This is a genomic window from Pseudomonas migulae (assembly GCF_043225285.1).
Classification (GTDB): domain Bacteria; phylum Pseudomonadota; class Gammaproteobacteria; order Pseudomonadales; family Pseudomonadaceae; genus Aquipseudomonas; species Aquipseudomonas migulae_C.
Genome location: NZ_CP171224.1, coordinates 4919746 through 4944532, shown reverse-complemented (window position 1 = coordinate 4944532; position 24787 = coordinate 4919746). Strand labels below are relative to the sequence as shown.

The following is a 24787-nucleotide window of genomic DNA, read 5'->3' as shown; positions in this document are numbered from 1 at the left end:
AGGGGTTAGTGTGGTGCGCGCGGGATTGTCTTGAGCAGATCCGCAGGGCTGATGTAACCGACCACCGGCTCAGCGACGCTACCCGGTAGCGGCAGGTCAAGGATGTGGCCCTTGATCTTGCCGATCACGTGCATTTCGCAAGGCTTGCAGTCGAACTTCAGCGTCAGTACCTCATCACCGTGAATCAGCTGCATCGGCGCGACCTTGGTGCGCACACCGGTGACGCCTTTGGCCTGTTTCGGGCAGAGGTTGAAGGAGAACCGCAGGCAGTGCTTGGTGATCATCACCGGCACTTCCCCGGTTTCCTCGTGGGCCTCGAACGCCGCGTCGATCAGCTTGACGCCGTGACGGTGATAGAAATCGCGAGCCTTCTGGTTATAGACGTTGGCCAGGAACGACAGGTGCGACTCCGGGTACACCGGCGGCGGGTTTGTCTCGGCCTTGCGGCCACCCCGTGGGTGGGCCAGCAGACGGGCCGCGGTCAGCGCTTCGATCACTTCGCGACGCAGGGCCTTGAGCTGCGAGTTGGGGATGAAGAACGCCTGGTTGGCTTCCAGCTTGATGTCGGTGGCGTGGTAGTCGGTGGTGCCGAGCTGGCCGAGCAGATCACGCAATTGCTCCAGCGCCTGCTCCGGCTTGTTGGCCAGACCGAACGGACCGTCCAGCGACACACTGGCGCTGACGCCCTCCTCGCTCGTGGCGGTCAATTCAAGGCGATGCTCGTCTAGCCGGGCAACCCATTCCAGGCCAATACGCCGCTCGGCCGAAGTCTTCTGCAAGGCTTGCTGCCAGTTGTGGTCGAGGTTGCGGCTCAGCGGATGGTTGGGCCGCAGCTTGTACATGCCGTCCGGCATTTCGTTGGGCTCGACACGGTAGCGATAGCGCTTCTCGCCCTCTTCGAGGAACTCGCCCTTGGGCTCGGCGATGTTGGCGCGGAAACCTACCACTTCGCGTTTGATCTGCACGTTGAGACCATCGCCGTTGGACAGCGGCTCGGAGGTCACTACCTGCAAGTCACGCTTGCCGACCTTCTCCACCACGCCCACCGGCAAACCGGTGAAGGTCGGCGAATCGAAGGCGCCGATGTCGACCTTGCGGTCGGTGACAAAGTAGTCGGTGCTGCCACGGTGGAAAGTCTTGTCCGGGTCAGGCACGAAGAAATGCGCGGTGCGGCCACTGGATGCACGGGCGAGGTCCGGACGGTCTTCAAGCACATCGTCGAGGCGCTGGCGGTAGTAGGCCGTGATGTTCTTCACATACCCCATGTCCTTGTAACGCCCTTCGATCTTGAAGGAACGAACGCCGGCTTCGACCAGGGCGCGGATGTTGGCGCTCTGGTTGTTGTCCTTCATCGACAGCAGGTGTTTTTCGTAAGCGACGACGCGGCCCTGATCGTCCTTGAGGGTGTACGGCAAACGACAGGCCTGGGAGCAATCGCCACGGTTCGCGCTGCGACCGTTCTGCGCATGGGAAATGTTGCACTGGCCGGAGAACGCCACGCACAACGCGCCATGGATGAAGAACTCGATCGCCGCATCGGTTTCGTCAGCGATGGTGCGAATCTCTTGCAGATTCAGCTCGCGAGCCAGCACCAATTGGGAGAAGCCCGCCTGGTCGAGAAACTTCGCACGCGCCAGGGTGCGGATGTCGGTCTGGGTGCTGGCGTGCAGCTCGATCGGCGGAATATCCAGTTCCATCACGCCCAGGTCCTGGACGATCAACGCATCGACCCCGGCATCGTAGAGCTGGTGAATAAGCTTGCGGGCCGGCTCCAGCTCATTGTCATGCAGGATCGTGTTGATCGTGGTGAACACCCGCGCGTGATAGCGCCGGGCGAACTCCACCAGCCCGGCGATCTCACTCACCTCGTTGCAGGCGTTGTGGCGGGCGCCGAAGCTTGGGCCACCGATATAAATGGCATCGGCACCATGCAGAATCGCCTCGCGAGCGATGCTCACGTCACGGGCAGGGCTGAGCAGTTCCAGGTGATGTTTGGGCAAGGACATATTTTTTTATCTGGTTGTCACGGTCGAGGCAGGCATTGTAGCGGGCAAATGGGGGATGGGCATCCTTGGGTGCCAAGCGGGACGCGCGCTGGGGATATTTCGTCAGGCAACCTTCAATGTCTCGACACGTACCCGCCCATCGGCCATGCGATGAAGGTACTCACGCCATTTTTTGAAGGCCTGGTACTGCCTGCTGGCAGCTTCCTGCCATTGAACGCTACCGAGAAGTTCGACCGGGATGGACATCATCAGAGCGGTCGCAAGATCAAGCTCATCAATGAGCTCGCGCCCATTCGGCATATCTAGAATTAGAGGTCGCATAGGCACCTGTTTTTATTGGGCTACTACATCGACTGGCTAACTGGTTGATCGTGCGTGGGTGCCGACGAACGGTATTTTTTGTATAACCGCTCTCAGCCGGAACGTCTGGGATGGGCCATGTATGCCCGCAGAATTGGAGTTGCCGTCCTCTCTATTCCTATGAAGGCGACAAACATCAGGCAGAATTTTTTGGGTGGGGGTTTAAGTGGAGTTTTTTGAAAGGCATGAAAAAGGCCGGTGCTTTCGCTACCGGCCCAAGTCATTGAAAAATATGGTCGGGACGGAGTGATTCGAACACTCGACCCCTAGCACCCCATGCTAGTGCGCTACCGGACTGCGCTACGCCCCGACTAGGCGTGAAACTCGTTCCTCATCTCGAAGAACGCTCAAGAATATATCGCAAGCTTTTGAAAACTGGAAGTATTCAAACGCAGGAATTTATTTCTTGAGGACCACCAGCACATCTTCCAATTCGGCAATCATCTGCCGAATCATCTGTTTGTATTGAGTGGTGTCGTCTTTGGCTTCATCGCCGGACAAACGCAAGCGTGCGCCGCCGATGGTGAACCCTTGGTCGTAAAGAAGTGCGCGGATCTGACGGATCATCAGCACGTCCTGGCGCTGATAATACCGGCGGTTTCCGCGCCGTTTGACGGGGTTGAGTTGAGGAAACTCCTGCTCCCAATAGCGCAGCACGTGCGGTTTTACGGCACACAGCTCGCTGACTTCACCAATGGTGAAGTAGCGTTTGCCTGGGATGACGGGTAGCTCGTCGTTATGACTTGGTTCCAGCATAAGCCTCAACTCGGGCCTTCAACTTCTGCCCTGGACGAAAGGTGACCACACGGCGAGCCGTGATCGGGATTTCTTCACCCGTTTTCGGATTGCGGCCAGGCCGCTGGCGTTTGTCCCGAAGGTCGAAATTGCCGAAACCGGACAATTTGACTTGTTCGTTGTCTTCGAGAGCGTGCCTGATTTCTTCAAAAAACAGTTCGACCAATTCCTTGGCCTCCCGTTTATTCAGGCCCAGCTCCTCATACAGACGTTCCGCCATCTCAGCTTTCGTCAGAGCCCCCATACGTCACTTCCTTAACGTGGCGTTCAACCTTTGTTCGAGCGAGGTGAGGATGTTTTGCGTCGTGGTATTCACCTCATCGTCATTAAGAGTGCGCGATGGATGCTGCCAGGTCAAGCCGACTGCAAGGCTTTTTCTATCAGGATCAATGCCTTTACCCTGATACACGTCAAATAGCCTGAGGTCTGTGAGCCATTCGCCTGCATTTTCACGGATTACGTCCAGTACAGCCGAGGCTGCAACGTCTTTGTGCGCAATCAGCGCTAGGTCACGACGCACTTCAGGAAAGCGCGATAACTCCTGGAATTTAGGCATTTTGCCCAACGCCACTTCAGCCAGAACCAGCTCGAAAACGAAGACCGGACGATCGAGACCCAGGGTTTTCGACAATTCAGGGTGAATAGCGCCGACGAAACCTACCAGACGACCTTCACGCTCAATGCGCGCGGTTTGACCCGGGTGCAACGCAGGGTGTTTGCCCGGCACGAAGGTGAACGAATCCAGTGCACCGGCGAAGCCCAGCACGGCTTCCACATCAGCTTTGACGTCGAAGAAGTCCACGACATCGCGACCTTGTGCCCAGCCTTCCGGCAGACGGCTACCGCACACCACACCGGCCAGCATCGGCTCTTGCTTCAGGCCTTCCAGCTGACCAATGAAACGCAGGCCGCTTTCGAACAGACGGACGCGATCCTGCTGACGGTTCAGGTTGTGCTGAAGCGCCTTGACCAGACCTGGCCACAAGGACGAGCGCATGGCTGCCATGTCGTTCGAGATCGGATTGGCCAGCAGCAGCGGCTCGACACCCGGATTAAACAACTCGAATTGTTTCGGATCGATGAAGCTGTAAGTGATCGCTTCCTGATAACCACGAGCCACCAGCAGGCGACGCAGTTCAGGCAGATCGCTACGGGCTTCCGCCTTGGCTTGCGGCGCCAGACGGGCTTGCGGGTAACGAACTGGCAGACGGTTGTAGCCGTACAGACGCGCCAGCTCTTCGATCAGGTCAACTTCGAGGCTGATGTCGAAGCGATGGCTTGGCACTTCTACGCGCCACTGCCCTGCCCCATCGGCAGCAATCTTCAGACCCAGGCCGCTGAGCAGACGCTCGACTTCGGCCGAATCCATTTCCATGCCCAACATCTGAGAGATGCGTTGCGCGCGCAGAGTCACCGGCGCAATGGAAGGCAGGTGCTGTTCGCTGACGGTTTCGATGATCGGGCCAGCTTCGCCGCCGGTGATTTCCAGCAGCAGGCCAGTGGCGCGCTCCATGGCTTCACGGGCCAGCTGCCAGTCCACGCCGCGCTCGTAGCGGTGCGAAGCGTCGGTGTGCAGGCCGTAGGAACGGGCCTTGCCAGCAACGGCGATCTGATCGAAGAACGCACTTTCAAGGAAAATGTCACGCGTGGTCGCGGTGTTGACGCCGCTGTGTTCGCCACCCATGACGCCGGCGATAGCCAGGGCGCGGGTGTGGTCGGCGATGACCAGCGTATCGCTGCGCAGGCTGACTTCCTGACCGTCGAGCAGCACCAGCTTCTCGCCTTCTTCGGCCATGCGTACGCGGATGCCGCCATTGATTTCGGCGAGATCGAACGCGTGCAGCGGTTGACCCAGCTCCAGCATCACGTAATTGGTGATGTCGACGGCAGCGTCAATGCTGCGCACGTCGGCACGACGCAAGCGCTCGACCATCCACAGCGGCGTAGGCTTGGACAGGTCGACGTTGCGGATCACACGACCCAGATAGCGCGGGCAGGCGGCTGGCGCCAGCACTTCAACCGAGCGCACTTCGTCGTGCACGGCTGGAACAGAAGCGATGACCGGGCGGGTGACCTTGGCGTCGTACAGCGCGCCGACTTCGCGAGCCAGACCGGCCAGGGACAGGCAGTCGCCGCGGTTCGGGGTCAGGTCGACCTCGATGCTGGCATCGTCCAGGTTCAGGTATTCACGAATGTCCTGACCTACCGGTGCATCAACCGGCAATTCCATCAGGCCATCGTTGCCTTCACCCACTTGCAGTTCGGCTTGCGAGCACAGCATGCCGTTGGACTCGACGCCACGCAGCTTGGCTTTCTTGATTTTGAAGTCGCCCGGCAGTTCGGCACCGATCATGGCGAACGGGATCTTCAGGCCCGGACGCACGTTTGGCGCGCCGCATACTACCTGGAAAGTCTCCGAGCCATTGCTGACCTGGCAAACGCGCAACTTGTCAGCGTCCGGGTGCTGTTCGGTGCTCAGCACCTCGCCCACGACCACACCGCTGAATTCACCGGCGGCCGGCGTAACGCTATCGACCTCAAGACCGGCCATCGACAGACGGGCAACCAGCTCGTCGCGACTTACCTGCGGGCTTACCCAGCCACGCAGCCATTGTTCACTGAATTTCATCCTGCTCTCCTAAGAATTCGTTACGACTAGCGAAATTGCGCGAGGAACCGCAAGTCGTTGTCGAAGAACAGACGCAAGTCGTTCACGCCGTAACGCAGCATGGCCAGACGCTCAACGCCCATGCCGAAGGCAAAGCCCGAAAACTCTTCCGGGTCGATCCCGGACATGCGCAACACGTTCGGGTGAACCATGCCGCAGCCCATGACTTCCAGCCAGCCAGTCTGTTTGCAGACACGGCAGCCTTTACCGCTGCACATCACGCATTCCATGTCGACTTCAGCGGATGGCTCGGTGAACGGGAAATACGAAGGACGGAAACGCACGGCCAGTTCTTTTTCGAAGAACACGCGCAGGAATTCTTCGATGGTCCCTTTCAGGTCGGCGAAGTTGATATCGCGATCGACCAGCAGGCCTTCGACCTGGTGGAACATCGGCGAGTGGGTGATATCGGAGTCGCTGCGGTACACACGGCCTGGGCAGACGATGCGGATCGGCGGCTGTTTCGATTCCATGGTGCGGACCTGTACCGGCGAGGTATGGGTGCGCAGCAACATGTTGGCATTGAAATAGAAGGTGTCATGCATCGACCGGGCCGGGTGATGGCCTGGGATGTTGAGCGCTTCGAAGTTGTGATAATCGTCTTCGACCTCAGGGCCTTCGGCGATGCCGTAGCCGATGTGGGTGAAGAACTGTTCGATACGTTCCAGAGTGCGAGTAACCGGATGCAGACCACCCGAGGTCTGGCCGCGGCCAGGCAGGGTCACGTCAATGGACTCGGCAGACAGTTTGGCGGCCAGGTCGGCCTCTTCAAACAGCGCCTTGCGGGCATTGAGAACCTCTGTGACACGCTCCTTGGCAACGTTGATCAGGGCGCCGACTTGCGGACGCTCTTCTGCCGGCAAATTCCCCAGGGTCTTCATCACCTGAGTCAATTCACCCTTTTTGCCAAGGTAGTGAACCCGGATTTGCTCCAGGGCATTGATATCTTCAGCGCTTTGCACAGCCTCTAGTGCTTGAGAGACGAGCGCATCCAGGTTTTCCATGTACAGACTCCAGATACAAAATAGGGGAAGAGCTTGAAGGCTCTTCCCCTATTTATGACGTTTAACACCTGGCCCCACAGAGGTGAGGCCGGGTGACTGTCGGGGGTACTTAAGCCAAGGTGGCTTTAGCTTTCTCGACAATCGCAGCAAACGCCGCTTTTTCGTTCACTGCCAGATCAGCCAGAACCTTACGGTCGATCTCGATGGACGCTTTTTTCAGGCCGGCGATGAAACGGCTGTAGGACAGACCGTTGATACGTGCACCAGCGTTGATACGAGCGATCCACAGAGCGCGGAACTGACGTTTTTTCTGACGACGGTCACGGTAGGCGTATTGGCCTGCCTTGATTACCGCTTGCTTGGCAACACGGAATACGCGCGAGCGAGCGCCGTAGTAGCCTTTAGCAAGTTTCAGAATTTTTTTGTGACGTTTACGGGCAATGACGCCACGCTTTACACGAGCCATGAGTTACTTCCTCTATTCTTGACTAAAATTAACGAAGGCGCAGCATGCGCTCGACTTTTGCCACGTCAGACGGATGCAGCAAGCTGCTACCGCGCAGTTGACGCTTACGCTTGGTCGACATTTTAGTCAGGATGTGGCTCTTGAAAGCGTGCTTGTGCTTGATACCGTTAGCAGTTTTCAGAAACCGCTTAGCAGCACCACTTTTGGTCTTCATTTTTGGCATGTTCGGATACTCCGCATTCAGTTGATAAACATAATCAGAAGGCCTGCCGTGCCCTGTTGATTACTTCTTCTTTTTCGGGGCGATGACCATGATCAGCTGGCGTCCTTCCATCTTAGGATGCTGTTCGACCGAACCGTACTCGAGCAAGTCACCTTCAACTCGCTTGAGGAGTTCCATCCCCAGCTCCTGGTGGGCCATCTCACGGCCGCGGAATCGCAAGGATACCTTGGCCCTGTCCCCATCACTCAGGAAACGTACCAGGTTGCGCAGTTTTACCTGGTAATCCCCTTCCTCCGTCCCTGGACGAAACTTGATTTCTTTAACCTGAATCTGCTTCTGGTTTTTCTTGGCCGCGGCAATCTGCTTCTTCTTTTCGAAGATCGATTTGCCGTAGTCCATCAGTTTGCAAACAGGGGGTACTGCATCGGCGGAAATCTCCACCAAATCCAGCTTGGCCTCTTCAGCCTTAAGAAGCGCGTCTTCAATTGACACAATCCCAAGCTGTTCACCTTCAGCCCCAATTAACCGAACCTCGCGTGCCGAGATATTCTCGTTGATCGGGGCTTTCGGTGCAGCTCGTTTATCTTGTCTCATTTCACGCTTAATAATAATTACTCCGAATCTGGGCGACCACGCCGGGAAACCGCTTGCGCGAGAAACTCAGCGAACTGGGCGACGGGCATCGAGCCCAGGTCAGCACCTTCACGAGTACGCACAGCGACAGTCTGCATCTCGACTTCCCGATCTCCGATAACCAAGAGATAGGGAACCTTGAGCAAAGTATGCTCGCGGATTTTAAAGCCGATCTTTTCATTTCTCAAGTCAGACTTGGCACGAAATCCGCTTTCGTTGAGAGTTTTTTCAACCTCGGCGGCGAAATCGGCCTGTTTGTCAGTGATGTTCATGATCACTGCCTGGGTCGGAGCCAGCCACGCAGGGAATGCACCCTCGTAGTGCTCGATCAGGATTCCGACGAAACGTTCGAAGGACCCGAGGATCGCCCGGTGCAACATAACCGGGTGCTTGCGACTGTTGTCTTCGGAGACGTATTCGGCTCCCAGACGGACAGGCAGGTTAAAATCGAGCTGCAGGGTACCACACTGCCAGACGCGACCGAGGCAATCTTTCAGCGAGAACTCGATCTTCGGACCGTAGAACGCACCCTCGCCCGGCTGCAGATCGTACGGCAGGCCAGCGCTATCAAGGGCTGCAGCCAATGCAGCTTCGGCGCGATCCCACAATTCGTCGGAACCGACGCGTTTTTCCGGACGAGTGGACAGCTTCATTTCGACGTCTTTGAAGCCGAAGTCGGCGTAAACGTCCATGGTCAGCTTGATGAATGCGGCGGATTCGGCCTGCATCTGCTCTTCGGTGCAGAAGATGTGGGCGTCATCCTGGGTGAACGCACGCACACGCATGATGCCGTGCAACGCACCCGATGGCTCGTTACGGTGGCAGGCACCGAATTCGGCCAGGCGCATCGGCAACTCGCGGTAGCTTTTCAGGCCCTGGTTGAACACCTGCACGTGGCAAGGGCAGTTCATCGGCTTGATGGCGTAGTCGCGGTTTTCCGACTGGGTCGTGAACATGTTGTCGGCGTAGTTGGCCCAGTGCCCGGATTTCTCCCACAGGCTGCGGTCGACGACCTGCGGAGTTTTGATCTCCAGGTAGCCGTTGTCGCGCTGCACCTTGCGCATGTACTGCTCGAGCACCTGGTACAGAGTCCAGCCGTTCGGGTGCCAGAACACCATGCCCGGCGACTCTTCCTGGGTGTGGAACAGGCCCAGACGCTTGCCGATCTTGCGGTGATCGCGCTTTTCAGCTTCTTCGATGCGCTGGATGTAAGCCGCCAGCTGCTTCTTGTCCGCCCATGCGGTGCCGTAAACGCGCTGCAATTGCTCGTTCTTGGCATCGCCACGCCAGTAGGCGCCGGATAACTTGGTCAGCTTGAAGGACTTGAGGAAACGGGTGTTCGGCACGTGCGGGCCGCGACACATATCGACGTATTCTTCGTGATAGTACAGGCCCATGGCCTGTTCGTTCGGCATGTCCTCGACCAGGCGCAGCTTGTAGTCTTCGCCGCGAGCCTTGAACACTTCGATCACTTCGGCACGCGGAGTGACTTTCTTGATCACGTCGTAATCTTTTTCGATCAGCTGTTGCATGCGCTGTTCGATGGCGGCCAGGTCGTCCGGAGTGAAAGGACGTTCGAAGGCGATGTCGTAATAGAAGCCTTCGTCGATGACCGGGCCGATGACCATTTTGGCGGTCGGATACAGCTGTTTGACCGCGTGGCCAACCAGGTGGGCGCAAGAGTGGCGAATGATCTCCAGCCCCTCTTCATCCTTTGGCGTAATGATTTGCAGCGTAGCGTCGGCGCTGATGATGTCACTGGCGTCTACCAGCTTGCCATCGACTTTGCCGGCCACGGTGGCTTTGGCCAGACCTGCACCAATGGATGCGGCGACCTCGGCTACGGAAACCGGGTGATCGAATGAACGTTGACTGCCGTCGGGAAGAGTAATAGTTGGCATGGCGCCTCCTCTCCTAGTGGTGACCCCTACCAAAGGTCACGTGGGTTGGGATGAGCCAGTACAAGATCCGATCCAGGCCATTCAATGACGAACGCCTGCCTTACAGCGGCAGGAGCCTTGCGGCCAACCGGAAAACCGAACCAGAGTGACTGGGATTCAAATCAGGGTTAATCGGGCAACTGCCGCCGCCGGGACTGAAGGTCTCCGAGGCTTGCAAATACCCGAGCGGGGCATGCTAGCACAGATGAACGGTCGCCGCGGTGCCGAGGTTTTCTGCTGGGGCAAATCAGTCCTTTTTGTGCCAGAGTGCTGAACTTGAACCCCGCTTTGCCCCTCAGATAACAAGACATTGACCCACAAGGAGCATCCCAGCATGCGTCTGAATCGTTTGTTCGCAGTAGTCGCCCCCATCGCCCTGCTGCTGCCACTGGCCGCCCATGCCGACTGGCCGAAGGGCGAGCGCGATAAATACATGGCTCAGTGCACCCAGGCAGCGACTCCGCAGATTGGCGCAGCGGCGGCCAAAGCCCACTGTGCTTGTGGCGCTGACGCCATCAAGTCGTACCCGGCCAGCGACATTCAGTCGTTGATGGACAACACGGCGAGTGACGCGCTGAAACAAAAAGCGCTGACCCAGATTTCGGCCTGCAAGGCCGATAACAAGGCAAAAAAATAAGCCCGAAAGGACGCTTTGAAGGCCTCAATAGCCGATGAAAAGCCCCCGAAAAGCTCTTTTTCGTACAAATTATGCAGGTTTTACAGCTTTTTTTATCGTCTTTACTTTCGGCTGAAAGCCTTTTAAATCGGGGCTTTCAGCCATATCAAGCAACAAAGAAAGCGCGACTGTAGGGCAAACAGCACGTCCGGGGGGCTCCCAAAGCGAACATTTCGACTATGATACCCCGGTGTGCCCAGTTGGCCTGAGCAGCACAGTACTACTGAAAATATATGTTTCTTGGAGATACACCATGTCTAATCGCCAAACCGGCACCGTTAAATGGTTCAACGATGAAAAAGGCTTCGGCTTCATCACTCCTCAAGGTGGCGGTGACGACCTGTTCGTACACTTCAAAGCTATCGAAAGCGACGGTTTCAAAAGCCTGAAAGAAGGCCAGACTGTTTCCTTCGTGGCTGAGAAAGGCCAAAAGGGTATGCAAGCTGCTCAAGTTCGCCCAGAGTAATTTCTTGGCGCACTAAAAAAACCCCGTCCATGTGACGGGGTTTTTTATGGGTGAAGCAAAAGCCTGAAGGTGTCAGCCGCAGTTGATACGCGTGATTACCAGGTTGTTATCGGTATTCAGGTTCAGGCGATCGGAACGGTACTCCAGGGTCACCATGTCGTCGGGCTTGAGGATACGGGCATTTTGCGCGCCTGCGCGGATGCGTACCTGCTCCAGCAGTTCTGGCGAAGCCTTTTTGCCAATGGTGAATTCGGCAGCCTTTGCTTCGCAACGACTGTGGCCGGTATCCGTCGTCGTGACAGGGTCTGTTGCCGATTCGGTGGACGTGCTGCTGCAACCTGCCAGCAGACTAGTGGCCAACAAAGTACCCAATGACGCGAGCTTCCAAGGCATGAAGCCTCCTTTTTTCAATAGTTAAGCTGAGATCGTGCGACCGCCAATCTGGCGTTTGGTTTCACGGACAGCGCCTTAGCCCTGCCCTCGATCCGGATAACCGGCGAGTTTGCCTGAGCATTTCCGGTCGTTCACCCCGCAATCGTGACTGAATATGACCTGCGCTCAATAGATGTCGATGTAATCGAACGGTGGCGACGGCCAGTTCTCTTTCAACGCGTTGTAGATCTGCATGACCCAGACCTCGTCACTGGCAGCGACCAATCCCACATACCCGGAGCCCTTGGCCCACGTCTCCAGGCGAAACAACAGCCCACCGATGTCGGTGCCGCCCACGACGCCCGAGGAAATGTAGGCGATGCCACCCTTGGTCACGCGCAATTGAGTGTGCTCGTCATCACTGGCAGAGGCCAGCAGCTGGCGCACGGCTTCAAGGGTCAAGCCGTCAGGGGAGTTCAAATCGATCTGCACAGCGCGGTCCTTGAAAATATCAAAGACCAAGTGTCGCATAGCCCTCCCCTCATGCCTAAGTCGGAGTGCCAAACGCCCGGCAAAATGGTTAACTCGCACTCAGACTTTTCCAAATTCACGAGCGCCATCATGACCACCGTAAGCATCGACGCCGACATCAAAGCCAAGTGGCCACAAGGCCATAGCTCCTACAGCCCGGGTAGTCCGGAAGAGCTGGCAATCATTGGCATCGATCTATTGGTCAAGGAGCTGGGGACTGAAGCGGCGCAATCGTTCATCGCGCAGGTGTTCGAGAAGTACCCGGCCGACTACAAGGGCGCGGAATACAACGAACGGGAGTGAAACCCGCAGGCTGGCACCTGCGGGCTTAAGACTTACTTCAGACGTGCCAGACGCTGGGTCAGCAGGTCAAAGAAGCCTTGAGCGTCGCCGCTTTCGACCCAGAAAGCGTTCTTCGGCGCTTTCAGGCCGTCATACCAGTCGACGATGGTTTGCCCAAAGGTCGGACCTTCGCGGCTATCGACCACCACATTGACCGAACGCCCAGTGAACAGCTCCGGCTTGAGCAGGTAGGCAATGACCGTCGCGTCATGCACCGGGCCGCCCGGAAGACCGTAGTGCTCCATGTCGCCTTTGACGTACTCGTTGAGAATATCGCCCACCAGCTTGCTTGCCTTGTTGTTCAGCGCGGCAATCTGCTTCAGGCGTGCTTCGCTGGTGAGGATCTTGTGGGTCACATCCAGCGGCAGATAGGTCAGTTTGACGCCACTTTTCAACACGACTTCGGCGGCCTGCGGGTCGGCGAAAAGGTTGAACTCGGCCACCGGGGTGATATTGCCGCCATTGAAGTGTGCGCCGCCCATGATCACCACTTCCTTGATGCCCTGAACGATTTCAGGCTCCTGGATCAACGCCAGGGCCAGGTTTGTCTGCGGGCCGAGCATGGCAATGGTGATGCTGTGAGGCTTGGCGGACTTGAGCGTGTCGATCAGGTAATTGACCGCATTGCCCTTGGCCAGGCCTTGCTTCGGCTCATGCACGGTAATGCCCGACAAACCTTCCTTGCCATGAATGTTCTCAGCATAGATCGGCGTGCGCATCAGCGGCTTCGGCGCGCCGGCGTAGACCGGCACCTCTTCGCGCCCCGCCCACTCGCGGGCCAGTCGCGTATTACGCGAGGTCTTGTCCAGGCGCACGTTGCCGGCGACGGTGGTCAGCGCGCGAATGTTCAGCTCTTCCGGCGAGGCCAGTGCGAACAGCAAGGCGACGACGTCATCGGCGCCTGGGTCAGTGTCGATGATCAGGTCGATCTTTTCCGCCGCCTGGGCGCTTGTTGCAGTAATCAGGGACAAAAGCAGCAGACTCCGGAAAAGGTGATGCAGTTTCTGAGCATAGCGTTGCATGGTGCACTCCTTGTGCAAGGGAAAGCGGAAAGACATCAGCGAATCAGAACGTTACCCCGGCGACCAGGACGATGTTGCAGTACGGCTGACATTCGCCTGTACGAACAATCGCCCGTGCTTGTCGGCTCAAGACCTTGAACTGGTCATGACTGAGCAACTCACGCTGCCCCAGTGCGCCCTCGGCGTGCAGCTCATCCAGCGCGGTCAGTGCCGACGGTTGTTTGTCCAGAATCTCCTGGGCCAACACGTGGCTTTCGACCTGCATTTCACTGAGCACGACTTTCAAGGTACTGATGAAATCCGGGACCCCATGGGTCAGGGCCAGGTCGATCAGCTCGACGCCCGGCGGCACCGGCAGACCGGCATCGCCAATCACGACCATGTCGCTGTGCCCCAGGGAAGCGATCAGCCGCGACAACGCGACGTTGAGCAGAGGTGTTTTCTTCATGGTGTCTTAAAGGCCTGTACATCGGACAAATCGGGGATTGAGGGTTGCGCGCCAGCGCGAGTCACCGACAGCGCAGCGGCCACCTGGCCAAAACGGATGGCTTCGGCTTCAGTCTTTCCGGCCGCCAGTGCAGCAGCAAATCCACCGACAAAGGTGTCGCCCGCCGCCGTGGTATCGACCGCTTTCACTTTCGGCGCCGGGAAGTGCTCGAAGCTTTTGCCATTGGCGAACAGCGACCCTTCGGCACCGAGGGTGATGATGACCTTGCCTGCGCCCATCGCCATCAATCGTGTCGCAGCGGTTTCCGCGGTGGCCAGCGAGTCCACCGGCAAACCGCTCAGGGCCGAGGCCTCGCTTTCATTAGGGATCAGGTAATCAATCGCGGCATACCAGTCCGCCGGCAGCGGACGACTGGCCGGCGCCGGGTTGAGGATCACGGTTTTGCCCAGTTCACGGCCACGCTTGAGCGCATGCCCCACCGTGGCATCCGGCACTTCCAGCTGGCAGATGATCACGTCCGCCGCCCGCAACACCGAGTCAAACCGATCGATGACCTCTGGCGTCAGCGCGCCATTTGCGCCGGCGACAATGACGATCGCGTTCTGGCTGTTGTCATCGACCACGATCAATGCCACGCCGCTGGCGCCGTCGACAGTGCTGACCGCCTGACAATCGATCCGGTCGGTCAACAGCGCGTCACGTAATTCTTTTCCGTAGGCGTCGCTGCCAACGCAACCCACCATCGACACTTGCGCCCCCAGCCGCGCCGCTGCAACCGCCTGATTGGCGCCCTTGCCGCCGGAGACCGTGGTAAACGACTCGCCGATCAGCGTTTCACCGCCACGGGGCAACCGCGGCGCGCGCGTCACCAGGTCCATGTTCAGGCTGCCTATCACCACTACTTTTGCGGACATACATCACTACTCATAAATGCAATTTCAACGGTGCTTTCTGTTTATCGGAACTGGGCAAAAACGCCCGCCAGCGGCGCAGTCGATTCCCGCAGGACAATACTGGGCGTCACGATTCGCTGATCGGTGGCCAGATCCGGCGTGGCGATCCGGCGCAACAGCACGCTGGCCGCCATCTCGCCGAGTTGCAGAATCGACTGCCCCACGGTGGTCAGCGCCGGATAGACGTAACGGCTCATCTGGATATCGTCGAAGCCGATCACCGACAACTCGGCCGGCACACGGATATTGCGCTCGGCCGCAGCCCGCAGCACGCCGATACCGATCATGTCGTTGCCGGCGAAAATCGCACTGGGCGGGTTCTTCTCCAGCAGGATCGCGGCGGCGCTGTAACCGCCCGTGCTGGTGAAATCGCTTTCGAGCATGCGCCCGGGCGGCACTTCGACGCCCGCCTCTTTCAAGGCCCGGCAATAACCGGCCAGACGCATCTGCGCCACGCTGGTGCTCGCCGGCCCGCCAATCGTGGCGATGTCCCGATGCCCCAACTCCAGAAGGTGCCGGGTCGCCAGATAAGCACCGTACTCGTGATCGATGCGCACCAGATCGGCATTCACGCCTTCCAGCCCACGGTCGACGATGACCATCGGCGTGCGCACGCCGGCCAACCCTTCGGCCAGCCCCGCATCACCACCGGCGGACGCCACGATCAGCCCGTCGATGCGTTTTTCCAGCAACACGCGCAGGTAGCTGCGCTGCTTGTCCGGGTTGTCGTCGGAGTTGCAGAGGATCACGCAGTAGCCATTGCGCTCGCAGTAATCCTCGATGCCGCGCGCCAGTTCGGCGAAGTACGGGTTGAGGCTGTTGGGCACCAGCAGGCCGATGGTCGCGGTGGTCTTGGCTTTCAATGAGCGGGCCACGGCGCTGGGCACGTAGTCGAGGCTCTTGATTGCGGCCTCGACCTTGATCCGCACTTCTTCGCTGACCGGCCGCGTCTTGTTCACCACGTGGGAAACCGTGGTGTAGGAAATCCCCGCGAGTGCGGCCACATCCTTGATCGTTGCCATGACTCAGGTCCGCCGGCTTGCGCGCTGACTGCGATAGGTATCCAGCACCACCGCGATCACAATGACCGCGCCGGTGATGATGCGTTTGGTCGGTTCGGTCGCACCGATCTGCGCCAGACCGGCCGCCAGGACAGAGATGATCAGCACGCCGAAGAAGGTGCTGATGACCGAACCGCGGCCGCCCATCAGGCTGGTCCCGCCGATTACCACCGCCGCAATCACTTGAAGTTCCAGACCGGAACCGGCATTCGGGTCAGCCGCTTCCAGACGCGAGATCTGAAACAGCGCGGCGATCCCCGCCAGCAGACCCATCAGGCTGAACACCAAAATTTTGTACGGCTTCGGATTGATCCCCGCCAGACGCACCGCTTCCTCGTTGGTGCCGATGCCGATCAGGTAGCGGCCGAACACCGTGCGGGTCAGCACGGCCTGGGCAATGATGATGATTAGAAAGGCGATGATGAACGAAGGCGAGATGCCAAAAGCGATCGGGTTGGACAGCCAGGCAAAGGCATCACCGATGTAGGCCGTGCGCGAACCGGTCATCTGGTATGCCACACCGCGCGCCATTTCCAGAACGCCGAGGGACACGATGAACGACGGAATGCGCCACGCCACCGTGATCGAACCGGTGATGGTCCCAGCCAGTGCGGCCGCCGCCATGCCGAGCAGCGCGGCCGGCAATACGCTCCAGCCCCAGCCGAGAATCGCCACGCTGACCGTCGACGCCGCGAGCGCCAGCACCGACCCGACTGACAGGTCGATGCCGCCGATGATCAACACGAAGGTCATGCCGACTGCCAGCACCATCAAGTCCGGGATCTGGTTGGCGAGCGTGCTGAAGGTGTCGTAAGACAGGAAATGGCTGCTCAGGACCGAGAACAGCGCGACCATCGCCAGCAAGGCACCGGCCAGGCCCAGATAGGTGCCGAGGCCGTAAAAATTGCCACTACGTTTACCGGCAGACGTTGCAGTTTTCATGGAAGATCCCTAGGCGCTGCTTCATTGAGCAACGCATCACGTTTTTGATAGCCGGCAAAAGCGGCGGCAAGCAAGTCATCCTGGGTCCAGCTGTCGCGCTCGAACGTCTCGATCAGACGCCCCGCCGACAGCACGCCGATGCGGTCGCAGATCAGCATCAGTTCGCGCAGATCACTGGACACCACCACCAGCGCCTTGCCCTGACGCGTCAGTTGACCGAGCAGTGCATAAATGTCGAATTTGGCGCCGACGTCGATGCCACGAGTCGGCTCGTCGAACAGCAGCACCGAACAATCGCGCTCCAGCCAACGGCCGATCACGACTTTCTGCTGGTTGCCGCCGGACAGTTCCGAAACGAGTTGCGTCGGGCTGGAACTGCGGATCCGCATGGCGTCGATCTGACGCCGCGCCAGGGACATCTCATCACCGTTGTTGACGAAACCGCCGCTGGAAATCTCCGGCATGTTGCCCAAGGCAATGTTCGTGCTGATCGATTGGGTCAGCAGCAAACCTTCACCCTTGCGATCTTCGGTGATGAGGGCAATTCCGTGACCGACCGCGTCCGCCGGCGACCGGATACTCACGACCTTCGCCGGCGAACCCAGCGCAACCGTGCCGCTGTCCGCCGTGTCCGCGCCGAAGATCAGGCGCAGCAGTTCGGTGCGCCCTGCCCCGATCAAACCGGAAATCCCGTAGATTTCGCCGGCACGCACCTCAAAGGAAACGTCGCGAACCTTGTCGGAGCGCGTCAGGCCTTTGACCGTCAACGCCGGCGCGCCGATGTTGCGCGGGCCCATGTCGATGTGTTCGCCGAGTTCACGGCCGACCATCAGGGTGACCAGTTGCTCGCTGTTGTAATTGGCCATCGGCTCGACGCAGACCAGTTGACCGTCGCGCAGTACCGCAATGCGTTGAGCGACCCGGGCCAATTCTTCGAGGCGATGAGAGATATAGATGATCGACACGCCGCGCGCTTGCAGGCGCGTGATCTGCTCGAACAGCATTTCGACTTCACGGGCCGTGAGCATCGCGGTCGGTTCGTCGAGGATCAGCACATGGCAGTCACCGATCAGGTTGCGGGCGATCTCGACCATTTGCTGGTGACCGATGCCCAGCTCACCGACCAGGGTGTCCGGGTCAATCGCGTCGAGCCCGACTTGAGCCATGGCTTCGATCGCGGCTTTGCGCAATTGCTTGCGACTGATCCAGCCCGCGTTGCTGGGCAGATTGTCGAGAAACAGGTTTTCCGCCACCGACAGGGTCGGCAACAGATTGAGTTCTTGCATGACCATGCGGATGCCCAGGTCTTCGGCTTGGGTGCGGCTGCCGGGACGATAATCCTGACCCTGGAATTGCATCTGGCCAGTGGTCGGTGTGACCAGCCCGCCGATGATCTTCGACAGCGTGCTTTTGCCGGCACCGTTCTCGCCGGTCAGCGCCAGCACTTCGCCGCGCATCAGCGTCAGGTCAATGCCGGAGAGGACAGGTTGCGCATAGGTCTTACCGATACCGCTGACCGAGAGGACAGCGTTCGGAGCGGAAACTGACATAAAAAACTCTCCATGCGCTCGCCCGTTCGGGCGAGCACCGTTGTGTCGCCAGAAGTACTACTTGGTCACCAGCTCTACCGGCGTTTCGATGACGCCGTTGGTGCCGCTGTCGACCTTCTCGCCCTTGATGACTTTCAGCGCTGTCTCGATACCGAACACGGCCTGCTTGGCAGCAAACTGGTCAGCGGTGGCGAGGACGCGGCCATCCTTGAGCATCGGCTTGATGGCGTTGATGTTGTCGTAGCCAACCACTTGGACCTTGCCCGCCTTGCCTGCGGCTCGCACGGCAGACACCGCGCCGACGGCCATGCTGTCGTTACCGGCCAGCAGGGCTTTGACTTCCGGGTATTCGCTGAGAATCGAAGCGGCGACCTTGTTGCCTTTGTCGATTTCCCAGTCACCGGATTGCAGCGACACCACCTTGATCTGCGCCGCTTCCATTGCATCCTTGAAGCCAGCCGTCCTGGCCTGGGCATTGGTGGTGGTGGAAACGCCTTCGATGATGCCGACTTCGTCACCGGCCTTCAGCTGCTTGGCCAGGTATTCACCCACCAGACGCGCGCCTTTGCGGTTGTCCGGGCCTACGAACGGAACATTGATGTTTTTGCTTTTGACGACAGCCGGATCCAGCTGGTTATCGATGTTGATCACGGTGATGCCGGCATCGATGGCTTTCTTGATCACCGGGACCATGGCCTTGGAGTCGGCAGGCGCGATCACCAGGGCATTGACCTTGGCCAGAATCATTTGCTCGACGATACGTGTTTGGCCAGCGGTATCCGTTTCGTCCTTGATGCCGTTGGAGATCAGGTCGAAATCGGCGGAGTGGTCTTTTTGGTAGGCCTTGGCGCCGTCTTCCATGGTCAGGAAGAATTCATTGGCCAGGGATTTCATGACCAGCGCGACTTTTGGCTTTTCAACAGATTCGGCGAAAGCCGGGGAGACAGGCAACGCGACGGATGCGGCAGCCAGCATAGCGACAGCGAGAAGACGTCCAGCGAATGGCAGCTTCATGGGTTCACTCCGATCTTATGATTATTCTGAGCAACGCTTGCGCTGGCGTAAAATTCACTGCATTCGCTGAAGACAAGCTATCAGCGATGCCGCGCAAACGTTTGCGAAGACCGAACTATGCGAATCCTGCCGTGATTTGTCAACGACCGAAAAAGCTGATTTTTGCTTCTACGGTCAAGCAGTGGTGCTGATCACGCCACCGGCGCTGGAGCCCTTTGCCAGCTCCGTCACCAAATGGCCGGTCACTTCCAGCAGTGCGCCATTGGTGTCGGCTATTTGCCCCTGAATCGCCATGACTATCGAAGCCTTGGCTTCCTCTGTCGGGTACGACGCCGCTTGGGCTGCAGCCAATTGCTGCTGTTGTTCTCGCAACTGCTGTTGCAGTTCCTGTATGCGCTTGAGCAGGATTTTCACCGCGATGCTCTGATTGCCGCCACTTTCTGCTTTTCCTTCGGCCGGAGCACCGCCACCGGCTCGAACTTGAGTGGTATCACCTTCGTCCTCGGTACCCAACGCCAACGTCGACGCCTCGGAAGTCGATTCGCTCAAAGCGTTGATGGTTGCCGTGGATTTGCCAGCGATGGTGATTGCGCCGGAGTTGGGGAAACCAATCGAAAATGACATGTGAACTCCTGGAGTAAAAATCCTTTGAAGGGCATCGACCTGTACGCGGGTTTCTTTAGCAATGAGTAAACGGCTGGCTTAACAAGTCTGTCGGAGAGCCGAACAGCATCGCCCGAAATATTCGGAAACCCGGACAAAAAGGCGTTTAAGGCCTCTCCGACGAAAAACTAATAATTGATACAAATCATTAGGTTAGTAGCATTTTTTCAATTCAGGATATGACTGGTACAGATCCTGCTCCCTCTCTCTCACCTCCGGCGTTCAGATCCGTCGGGGGCGCATCTAGATGAACCTGCATCAGCACCGTCTCACTACTAGAGAGAAAAATAATGACATCTGCTTTCAAGACTTTCGTTCCGGGCGCCTTGGCCCTCCTGCTGCTCCTTCCGACAGCCCTTCAGGCAAAAGAAGTCGAAACCAAACAGAAACTGGCCAACGTAGTGATTCTCGCCACCGGCGGCACCATTGCCGGCGCAGGCGCCAGCGCCGCCAATAGCGCGACCTATCAAGCGGCGAAAGTCGGCATCGAACAATTGATCGCCGGGGTTCCGGAACTGAGCCAACTGGCTAACGTTCGCGGCGAGCAGGTCATGCAGATTGCGTCGGAAAGCATCACCAACGACAACCTGCTGCAACTGGGACGCCGCGTGGCGGAACTGGCCGACAGCAAGGACGTCGATGGCATCGTCATCACCCACGGCACCGACACCCTGGAAGAAACCGCGTACTTCCTCAACCTGGTGGAAAAAACCGACAAGCCGATCATCGTCGTGGGGTCCATGCGCCCAGGCACCGCGATGTCCGCTGACGGCATGCTGAACCTGTACAACGCCGTCGCCGTGGCCAGCAGCAAAGACGCTCGGGGCAAAGGCGTGCTGGTGACCATGAATGATGAAATCCAGTCAGGTCGCGATGTCAGCAAGATGATCAACATCAAGACCGAAGCGTTCAAAAGCGCCTGGGGGCCATTGGGCATGGTGGTCGAAGGCAAATCCTACTGGTTCCGCCTTCCAGCCAAGCGCCACACCATGGATTCGGAATTCGACATCAAGAACATCAAGAGCCTTCCTGACGTCGAAATCGCCTATTCCTACGGCAACGTGAGTGATACCGCCTACAAGGCGCTGGCTCAGTCGGGTGCTAAGGCCATCATCCACGCCGGCACCGGCAACGGTTCGGTGTCTTCCCGGGTCGTTCCCGCTTTGCAGGCTCTACGCAAAGATGGCGTGCAGATCATTCGTTCTTCCCACGTCAACGCCGGCGGTTTCGTACTGCGCAATGCCGAACAGCCTGACGACAAGTACGACTGGGTAGTCGCCCATGACTTGAATCCACAGAAGGCTCGCATCCTGGCCATGGTCGCGCTGACCAAGACCAACGACAGCAAAGAGCTGCAACGGATGTTCTGGGAATATTGATTCGCCCTCGCCCGACCGGCTCCGGTCGGGCACCGCTGTCACCGCTCGCCAGATTTCGGCGAGCGGTCAGACATCTGATAAAAAAATCTCCTTCTTCCTACACCAAATGGAAAAAAGCACTGTCAGAGGATTTTCTTGAATTTTAAGCGGTTGCGAAAATGCTTACAGTTAAATACTGTATGCACGTACAGCTTAATAAGGACAATTCCGTGGCTACCACCTCTGCTTCTCCTGACGCCTATCAACGCATGGGCATCCGCGTTCAGAAAATCATCAATTCCCCCACCGCCCAGAAAGCCAAGTCAGCCCTGATCTTCCGCCTCCCGGACGAGCCAGTCGATGAGTGGGAACAGTTGCTCGAAGAAATCGATGAGAACGACAACGTCACCCTCGCCTATCGCGACGATGGCGGCGTGCAGATTTTCTGGGTTGTGCCGAAGGAAGACTGAGTCAATGAGTGTCCGTTGTTTTGCTTTGCTGTTCCTGCTCTTCGCAATGGGCGCCCAGGCCGACGCCCCGCGCACCTTCAGCGAAGCCAAGAAAGTCGCCTGGAAGCTCTACGCCCCGCAATCCACCGAGTTCTATTGCGGGTGCAAGTACACCGGCAATAAGGTGAATCTCTCCGCCTGCGGTTATGTACCGCGTAAAAATGCCAAGCGTGCCGCCCGCATCGAATGGGAGCACATCGTCCCGGCCTGGGAGATCGGCCATCAGCGCCGGTGCTGGCAGGAAGGTGGGCGCAAGAACTGCACACGCTACGATCCGACCTATCAGAAAGCCGAGGCCGATTTGCATAACCTGGTACCCAGCATCGGAGAGGTTAATGGTGATCGGAGCAATTTCAGTTTTGGCTGGTTGCCGGAGCAGTCCGGTCAATATGGCTCGTGCCTGACCCAGGTCGACTTTAAAGCCAAGAAGGTCATGCCCCGCCCGTCCATTCGCGGCATGATCGCCCGGACTTATTTCTACATGAGCAAGCAGTATGGTTTGCGCCTATCGAAACAGGATCGGCAGCTGTACGAAGCCTGGAACAAGACCTACCCGGTGCAAGCCTGGGAACGCCAACGCAACCAGAGCGTGGCGTGCGTGATGGGGCGCGGCAACGAGTTTGTCGGGCCGGTGGACATGAAAGCTTGCGGTTAAACGCTTGTTGAAAACGAAAAGGCCTCAGGTTGAATGCCCAAGGCCTTTTTCGTTTTAAACCCGGCGGGTACCAAGGCACCCGACCGGCGATGGCGACATTACTGAGTCACCGAATGCTCAATGACCAGTAACTCGATGTTCTGTTTTTTCGCCCGGGTCAGCGCTGCGCGCACTTCATCCTGCTTGGCTTCAGCTTCGGCTTTCGAGTTGAATGGCCCCATGAGGATTCGGGTCTTGCCATTTTCCTTGATCACGCTGGAAACGAAACTGTGCTCGATCAGCCAGCCACTCAGGTCGCTGACAGCCTGGGTTATTTCACCTCGCACCTCCAGATCCCACTGAGGCGCGGACACCGCTGCCGGGGCTGCCGCCACGGCCGGCTGCGGCTTTGGCGCATCAACGCGCTTGTCCTCACCGCATCCCGCCAGTGCCAGTACTGCGATTACCAAAGCCATTTTGCGCACAACGCTTCCCTCTGAATGCCGAAAGTGGGGATTTTAACATCCATGAATACTTCGCGAGTGCCGCAAAATGGGCGCAAAACAACGAGAATCATGGATGCGGCCTCTGTATAGTTACGCCTTGGGAATTAATGCAGCATCTGCGCGTCAGAAAGAGGCACCCAAACCGTGAGACTTCGCACTAATCTATACATACCACCGACCCCTGCACTGTCCGAATCAGGTGCCCCACAAAGCAATCAAGGAGAAGACCATGCTGATACTCACCCGCAAAGTCGGTGAAAGCATAAACATTGGTGATGACATTACGATCACCATTCTGGGCGTAAGCGGCCAGCAAGTCAGAATTGGCATCAACGCCCCGAAAGACGTGGCGGTGCACCGCGAAGAAATTTATCAGCGCATTCAAGCTGGCCTGACCGCCCCGGAAAAGCCGCAATCCTGAATCCAGCTGCAATCAGTAGCCAGCCCGTTCGCCCCGGAATCACGGCTGGCTAAGATTCAAGCGACGCTATCATTACAGCCCCCAGCAGCACGTGAAGCCAATACTACTGGCCTGTCTCACGTCGTGACTGTAAGACGCTTCTGATTATTATTGGATCCGTTCTTCGCTAACCGAACGTCACCCCTCGCGCCATGCCCGCAGCCGCGACGACTATCAGCAACACCAGCATTGCTTCGATATGACTGATCCGTGCAAACAACGTCGCACGACCGGAGTCGATCGCAGTGCCGCGCGACTGCGCAACTCGCCACTTGATCAGCGTGATCATCGGTGCCACTTCCAGCAGCAGGATGAGGACGAAGAGCGTCATCTTAAGGTGGAACAGCGGTTGGTGAAGGTAATAGTCAGTACCCTTTTCGTACCCACCAAAGGCACGCATCCCACCCGTGACGAGCAGGACGACCGCAGAAATCCCCCACAGGTTATCCGCAATCAATACGCTGCGGACCTCACCCACGCCGGTAGCCAGGTGTCGAAAGGCCGTACCACGGGAGAGGACCGCCCAGAAACCAAGGGCAAATGCCCATAGATGGATCGTCGCAAGAAACCAGTGCACAAGCATCGATATACGCCTCAGGCCGGGTTTGAATTGGTCTGAAGTAGTAGTTCAAAAAGCAGGAACCTGCTTGCGGCACAAGATGGAAGAGAGGCTGCGCGCCATCAACTCATGAAAGACATCAATCGTGCAGCTGAATAACTATGCATGAGCGACACTTCAGTGACGGGAGCCAAGCCGTCGCCCGCTTCGCAACCCTGCTATAACCTGAAAGCCAAATTCCGGAAAAACAGTCGCGGCAACTTGATGCGCTCACGAGTACGAGCAATCAGATTGGATGTTGATTGCCGACGTTGCGCGACAATCATTCGACCGATTTCGAAACCAAACTCATCGGCATCTTCCCTCGACAAAAAACGCATGAAAGGCGCGTCACCCGCCCCTCTGACTTCATTGCCATTGAGCCAAATCGAAATTCTGGTCTGGTGATGGGTACGCAGATTTGCCGGTTCGTTTTGCTCTGTCTGGATGGGCCCGACTGTAGCAACCCGAATCTCGTAACCCAGGTGAGTCTCACGTTTCGTCACGAGCGAAGGTTCCAACATCATTACCGCCATCCATTGCCTGTAAAAGATTGGCGTAACCATACCCGGAAATCCGGACAATGC

Annotated in this window: 29 protein-coding genes and 1 tRNA gene; 7 read left to right on the top strand and 23 right to left on the bottom strand. The window is 57.9% G+C overall.

Going from position 1 to position 24787, the window contains the following annotated elements; genetic code table 11:
* Positions 1-5: 5 nt before the first annotated feature.
* The 10 genes from ACF6ZU_RS22680 to thrS all read right to left on the bottom strand — a co-directional run bounded on the left by ACF6ZU_RS22680 (position 6) and on the right by thrS (position 10056).
* A complete protein-coding gene (locus ACF6ZU_RS22680) occupies positions 6-2006 on the bottom strand; it encodes a U32 family peptidase (protein ID WP_392887166.1) in 2001 nt (666 codons plus the stop codon).
* Between the two features lie 593 nt (positions 2007-2599).
* Positions 2600-2676 (bottom strand) — tRNA-Pro (locus ACF6ZU_RS22675).
* Between the two features lie 89 nt (positions 2677-2765).
* The gene (locus ACF6ZU_RS22670) at positions 2766-3122 is read right to left on the bottom strand and encodes a MerR family transcriptional regulator (protein WP_003179985.1); all 357 of its coding nucleotides are present in this window, start codon (positions 3120-3122) and stop codon (positions 2766-2768) included.
* Positions 3103-3405 carry an integration host factor subunit alpha gene (ihfA, locus tag ACF6ZU_RS22665; protein ID WP_002553164.1) on the bottom strand — a complete coding sequence of 101 codons (303 nt, stop codon included), beginning with the start codon at positions 3403-3405 and terminating at the stop codon, positions 3103-3105. The genes ACF6ZU_RS22670 and ihfA overlap by 20 nt, the downstream gene beginning before the upstream one ends.
* 3 nt (positions 3406-3408) lie before the next feature.
* The gene (gene pheT, locus ACF6ZU_RS22660; protein WP_392887161.1) at positions 3409-5790 is read right to left on the bottom strand and encodes a phenylalanine--tRNA ligase subunit beta; all 2382 of its coding nucleotides are present in this window, start codon (positions 5788-5790) and stop codon (positions 3409-3411) included.
* 26 nt (positions 5791-5816) lie between these two features.
* Positions 5817-6833 carry a phenylalanine--tRNA ligase subunit alpha gene (gene pheS / locus ACF6ZU_RS22655; protein ID WP_007905876.1) on the bottom strand — a complete coding sequence of 339 codons (1017 nt, stop codon included), beginning with the start codon at positions 6831-6833 and terminating at the stop codon, positions 5817-5819.
* Between the two features lie 109 nt (positions 6834-6942).
* Positions 6943-7299, bottom strand: coding sequence for a 50S ribosomal protein L20 (gene rplT, locus ACF6ZU_RS22650; RefSeq protein ID WP_007905879.1), 357 nt, complete (start codon positions 7297-7299; stop codon positions 6943-6945).
* A 28-nt stretch (positions 7300-7327) separates the two neighbouring features.
* Positions 7328-7522 carry a 50S ribosomal protein L35 gene (gene rpmI, locus ACF6ZU_RS22645; RefSeq protein ID WP_002553160.1) on the bottom strand — a complete coding sequence of 65 codons (195 nt, stop codon included), beginning with the start codon at positions 7520-7522 and terminating at the stop codon, positions 7328-7330.
* A 60-nt stretch (positions 7523-7582) separates the two neighbouring features.
* On the bottom strand, positions 7583-8134 hold the full coding sequence (gene infC, locus ACF6ZU_RS22640) for a translation initiation factor IF-3 (RefSeq protein ID WP_172435341.1): 552 nt from the start codon (positions 8132-8134) through the stop codon (positions 7583-7585).
* A complete protein-coding gene (gene thrS, locus ACF6ZU_RS22635; protein ID WP_008023971.1) occupies positions 8134-10056 on the bottom strand; it encodes a threonine--tRNA ligase in 1923 nt (640 codons plus the stop codon). The genes infC and thrS overlap by 1 nt, the downstream gene beginning before the upstream one ends.
* A gap of 373 nt (positions 10057-10429) precedes the next feature.
* Here thrS and ACF6ZU_RS22630 point away from each other — a divergent pair, with 373 nt between their 5' ends.
* Positions 10430-10732 (top strand): hypothetical protein, encoded by a 303-nt coding sequence (locus tag ACF6ZU_RS22630; RefSeq protein ID WP_392887140.1) that lies wholly within the window; start codon positions 10430-10432, stop codon positions 10730-10732.
* A 292-nt stretch (positions 10733-11024) separates the two neighbouring features.
* Positions 11025-11237, top strand: a complete 213-nt coding sequence (locus ACF6ZU_RS22625; RefSeq protein WP_003179963.1) for a cold-shock protein — start codon at positions 11025-11027, stop codon at positions 11235-11237.
* Between the two features lie 72 nt (positions 11238-11309).
* On the opposite strand, the gene ACF6ZU_RS22620 is transcribed toward ACF6ZU_RS22625, so the two are convergent.
* Complete coding sequence (locus ACF6ZU_RS22620) at positions 11310-11630, bottom strand: I78 family peptidase inhibitor (protein ID WP_392887125.1); 321 nt, start codon at positions 11628-11630, stop codon at positions 11310-11312.
* A 165-nt stretch (positions 11631-11795) separates the two neighbouring features.
* Entirely contained in the window at positions 11796-12101 is a 306-nt protein-coding gene (locus ACF6ZU_RS22615) for a hypothetical protein (protein WP_392893881.1), read from the bottom strand.
* 129 nt (positions 12102-12230) lie between these two features.
* Here ACF6ZU_RS22615 and ACF6ZU_RS22610 point away from each other — a divergent pair, with 129 nt between their 5' ends.
* Positions 12231-12443, top strand: a complete 213-nt coding sequence (locus ACF6ZU_RS22610; protein WP_033061806.1) for a hypothetical protein — start codon at positions 12231-12233, stop codon at positions 12441-12443.
* Between the two features lie 32 nt (positions 12444-12475).
* Here the strand turns inward: ACF6ZU_RS22610 and ACF6ZU_RS22605 are convergent, their stop codons facing one another.
* The 8 genes from ACF6ZU_RS22605 to ACF6ZU_RS22570 all read right to left on the bottom strand — a co-directional run bounded on the left by ACF6ZU_RS22605 (position 12476) and on the right by ACF6ZU_RS22570 (position 20096).
* A complete protein-coding gene (locus ACF6ZU_RS22605) occupies positions 12476-13504 on the bottom strand; it encodes a nucleoside hydrolase (RefSeq protein WP_392887123.1) in 1029 nt (342 codons plus the stop codon).
* Between the two features lie 43 nt (positions 13505-13547).
* Positions 13548-13952 carry a D-ribose pyranase gene (rbsD, locus tag ACF6ZU_RS22600; protein ID WP_392887121.1) on the bottom strand — a complete coding sequence of 135 codons (405 nt, stop codon included), beginning with the start codon at positions 13950-13952 and terminating at the stop codon, positions 13548-13550.
* Positions 13949-14866 (bottom strand): ribokinase, encoded by a 918-nt coding sequence (rbsK, locus tag ACF6ZU_RS22595; RefSeq protein WP_392887119.1) that lies wholly within the window; start codon positions 14864-14866, stop codon positions 13949-13951. Before rbsK ends, rbsD begins: the two co-directional genes overlap by 4 nt.
* Before the next feature lie 41 nt (positions 14867-14907).
* Positions 14908-15927, bottom strand: coding sequence for a LacI family DNA-binding transcriptional regulator (locus ACF6ZU_RS22590; RefSeq protein WP_392887116.1), 1020 nt, complete (start codon positions 15925-15927; stop codon positions 14908-14910).
* 3 nt (positions 15928-15930) lie between these two features.
* Entirely contained in the window at positions 15931-16908 is a 978-nt protein-coding gene (locus ACF6ZU_RS22585; RefSeq protein ID WP_392887115.1) for an ABC transporter permease, read from the bottom strand.
* On the bottom strand, positions 16905-18458 hold the full coding sequence (locus ACF6ZU_RS22580) for a sugar ABC transporter ATP-binding protein (RefSeq protein WP_392887113.1): 1554 nt from the start codon (positions 18456-18458) through the stop codon (positions 16905-16907). Before ACF6ZU_RS22580 ends, ACF6ZU_RS22585 begins: the two co-directional genes overlap by 4 nt.
* A 57-nt stretch (positions 18459-18515) precedes the next feature.
* Positions 18516-19472 carry a sugar ABC transporter substrate-binding protein gene (locus tag ACF6ZU_RS22575; RefSeq protein WP_392887112.1) on the bottom strand — a complete coding sequence of 319 codons (957 nt, stop codon included), beginning with the start codon at positions 19470-19472 and terminating at the stop codon, positions 18516-18518.
* A gap of 174 nt (positions 19473-19646) precedes the next feature.
* Positions 19647-20096: a hypothetical protein gene (locus ACF6ZU_RS22570; RefSeq protein ID WP_392887110.1), complete on the bottom strand. Its 450-nt coding sequence runs from the start codon at positions 20094-20096 to the stop codon at positions 19647-19649.
* Between the two features lie 329 nt (positions 20097-20425).
* Here ACF6ZU_RS22570 and ACF6ZU_RS22565 point away from each other — a divergent pair, with 329 nt between their 5' ends.
* The 3 genes from ACF6ZU_RS22565 (at position 20426) to ACF6ZU_RS22555 (ending at position 22657) form a co-directional block, all read left to right on the top strand.
* On the top strand, positions 20426-21514 hold the full coding sequence (locus ACF6ZU_RS22565; RefSeq protein ID WP_392887108.1) for an asparaginase: 1089 nt from the start codon (positions 20426-20428) through the stop codon (positions 21512-21514).
* A 158-nt stretch (positions 21515-21672) separates the two neighbouring features.
* Positions 21673-21963 carry a DUF1654 domain-containing protein gene (locus tag ACF6ZU_RS22560; protein ID WP_392887105.1) on the top strand — a complete coding sequence of 97 codons (291 nt, stop codon included), beginning with the start codon at positions 21673-21675 and terminating at the stop codon, positions 21961-21963.
* Positions 21964-21967: 4 nt separating this feature from the next.
* Complete coding sequence (locus ACF6ZU_RS22555) at positions 21968-22657, top strand: endonuclease (protein ID WP_392887103.1); 690 nt, start codon at positions 21968-21970, stop codon at positions 22655-22657.
* Between the two features lie 98 nt (positions 22658-22755).
* Here ACF6ZU_RS22555 and ACF6ZU_RS22550 read toward each other — a convergent pair whose 3' ends face one another.
* On the bottom strand, positions 22756-23121 hold the full coding sequence (locus ACF6ZU_RS22550) for an SPOR domain-containing protein (RefSeq protein ID WP_392887101.1): 366 nt from the start codon (positions 23119-23121) through the stop codon (positions 22756-22758).
* Between the two features lie 250 nt (positions 23122-23371).
* On the opposite strand from ACF6ZU_RS22550, the gene csrA reads away from it, so the two are divergent.
* The gene (csrA, locus tag ACF6ZU_RS22545; RefSeq protein WP_007975691.1) at positions 23372-23563 is read left to right on the top strand and encodes a carbon storage regulator CsrA; all 192 of its coding nucleotides are present in this window, start codon (positions 23372-23374) and stop codon (positions 23561-23563) included.
* 166 nt (positions 23564-23729) lie between these two features.
* On the opposite strand, the gene ACF6ZU_RS22540 is transcribed toward csrA, so the two are convergent.
* Positions 23730-24185 (bottom strand): DUF2214 family protein, encoded by a 456-nt coding sequence (locus ACF6ZU_RS22540; protein WP_392887097.1) that lies wholly within the window; start codon positions 24183-24185, stop codon positions 23730-23732.
* Between the two features lie 194 nt (positions 24186-24379).
* The gene (locus tag ACF6ZU_RS22535) at positions 24380-24766 is read right to left on the bottom strand and encodes a hypothetical protein (protein WP_392887096.1); all 387 of its coding nucleotides are present in this window, start codon (positions 24764-24766) and stop codon (positions 24380-24382) included.
* Between the last annotated feature and the right edge of the window lie 21 nt (positions 24767-24787).

What these genes read in the sequence shown, in the direction of transcription:
- ACF6ZU_RS22680 (WP_392887166.1), bottom strand. Translation starts at nt 2,006, where the DNA reads ATGTCCTTGCCCAAACATCACCTGGAACTGCTCAGCCCTGCCCGTGAC.
- ACF6ZU_RS22670 (WP_003179985.1), bottom strand. Translation starts at nt 3,122, where the DNA reads ATGCTGGAACCAAGTCATAACGACGAGCTACCCGTCATCCCAGGCAAA.
- ihfA (WP_002553164.1), bottom strand. Translation starts at nt 3,405, where the DNA reads ATGGGGGCTCTGACGAAAGCTGAGATGGCGGAACGTCTGTATGAGGAG.
- pheT (WP_392887161.1), bottom strand. Translation starts at nt 5,790, where the DNA reads ATGAAATTCAGTGAACAATGGCTGCGTGGCTGGGTAAGCCCGCAGGTA.
- pheS (WP_007905876.1), bottom strand. Translation starts at nt 6,833, where the DNA reads ATGGAAAACCTGGATGCGCTCGTCTCTCAAGCACTAGAGGCTGTGCAA.
- rplT (WP_007905879.1), bottom strand. Translation starts at nt 7,299, where the DNA reads ATGGCTCGTGTAAAGCGTGGCGTCATTGCCCGTAAACGTCACAAAAAA.
- rpmI (WP_002553160.1), bottom strand. Translation starts at nt 7,522, where the DNA reads ATGCCAAAAATGAAGACCAAAAGTGGTGCTGCTAAGCGGTTTCTGAAA.
- thrS (WP_008023971.1), bottom strand. Translation starts at nt 10,056, where the DNA reads ATGCCAACTATTACTCTTCCCGACGGCAGTCAACGTTCATTCGATCAC.
- ACF6ZU_RS22630 (WP_392887140.1), top strand. Translation starts at nt 10,430, where the DNA reads ATGCGTCTGAATCGTTTGTTCGCAGTAGTCGCCCCCATCGCCCTGCTG.
- ACF6ZU_RS22625 (WP_003179963.1), top strand. Translation starts at nt 11,025, where the DNA reads ATGTCTAATCGCCAAACCGGCACCGTTAAATGGTTCAACGATGAAAAA.
- ACF6ZU_RS22620 (WP_392887125.1), bottom strand. Translation starts at nt 11,630, where the DNA reads ATGCCTTGGAAGCTCGCGTCATTGGGTACTTTGTTGGCCACTAGTCTG.
- ACF6ZU_RS22610 (WP_033061806.1), top strand. Translation starts at nt 12,231, where the DNA reads ATGACCACCGTAAGCATCGACGCCGACATCAAAGCCAAGTGGCCACAA.
- ACF6ZU_RS22605 (WP_392887123.1), bottom strand. Translation starts at nt 13,504, where the DNA reads ATGCAACGCTATGCTCAGAAACTGCATCACCTTTTCCGGAGTCTGCTG.
- rbsD (WP_392887121.1), bottom strand. Translation starts at nt 13,952, where the DNA reads ATGAAGAAAACACCTCTGCTCAACGTCGCGTTGTCGCGGCTGATCGCT.
- rbsK (WP_392887119.1), bottom strand. Translation starts at nt 14,866, where the DNA reads ATGTCCGCAAAAGTAGTGGTGATAGGCAGCCTGAACATGGACCTGGTG.
- ACF6ZU_RS22590 (WP_392887116.1), bottom strand. Translation starts at nt 15,927, where the DNA reads ATGGCAACGATCAAGGATGTGGCCGCACTCGCGGGGATTTCCTACACC.
- ACF6ZU_RS22585 (WP_392887115.1), bottom strand. Translation starts at nt 16,908, where the DNA reads ATGAAAACTGCAACGTCTGCCGGTAAACGTAGTGGCAATTTTTACGGC.
- ACF6ZU_RS22580 (WP_392887113.1), bottom strand. Translation starts at nt 18,458, where the DNA reads ATGTCAGTTTCCGCTCCGAACGCTGTCCTCTCGGTCAGCGGTATCGGT.
- ACF6ZU_RS22575 (WP_392887112.1), bottom strand. Translation starts at nt 19,472, where the DNA reads ATGAAGCTGCCATTCGCTGGACGTCTTCTCGCTGTCGCTATGCTGGCT.
- ACF6ZU_RS22570 (WP_392887110.1), bottom strand. Translation starts at nt 20,096, where the DNA reads ATGTCATTTTCGATTGGTTTCCCCAACTCCGGCGCAATCACCATCGCT.
- ACF6ZU_RS22565 (WP_392887108.1), top strand. Translation starts at nt 20,426, where the DNA reads ATGACATCTGCTTTCAAGACTTTCGTTCCGGGCGCCTTGGCCCTCCTG.
- ACF6ZU_RS22560 (WP_392887105.1), top strand. Translation starts at nt 21,673, where the DNA reads ATGCTTACAGTTAAATACTGTATGCACGTACAGCTTAATAAGGACAAT.
- ACF6ZU_RS22555 (WP_392887103.1), top strand. Translation starts at nt 21,968, where the DNA reads ATGAGTGTCCGTTGTTTTGCTTTGCTGTTCCTGCTCTTCGCAATGGGC.
- csrA (WP_007975691.1), top strand. Translation starts at nt 23,372, where the DNA reads ATGCTGATACTCACCCGCAAAGTCGGTGAAAGCATAAACATTGGTGAT.
- ACF6ZU_RS22540 (WP_392887097.1), bottom strand. Translation starts at nt 24,185, where the DNA reads ATGCTTGTGCACTGGTTTCTTGCGACGATCCATCTATGGGCATTTGCC.
- ACF6ZU_RS22535 (WP_392887096.1), bottom strand. Translation starts at nt 24,766, where the DNA reads ATGGTTACGCCAATCTTTTACAGGCAATGGATGGCGGTAATGATGTTG.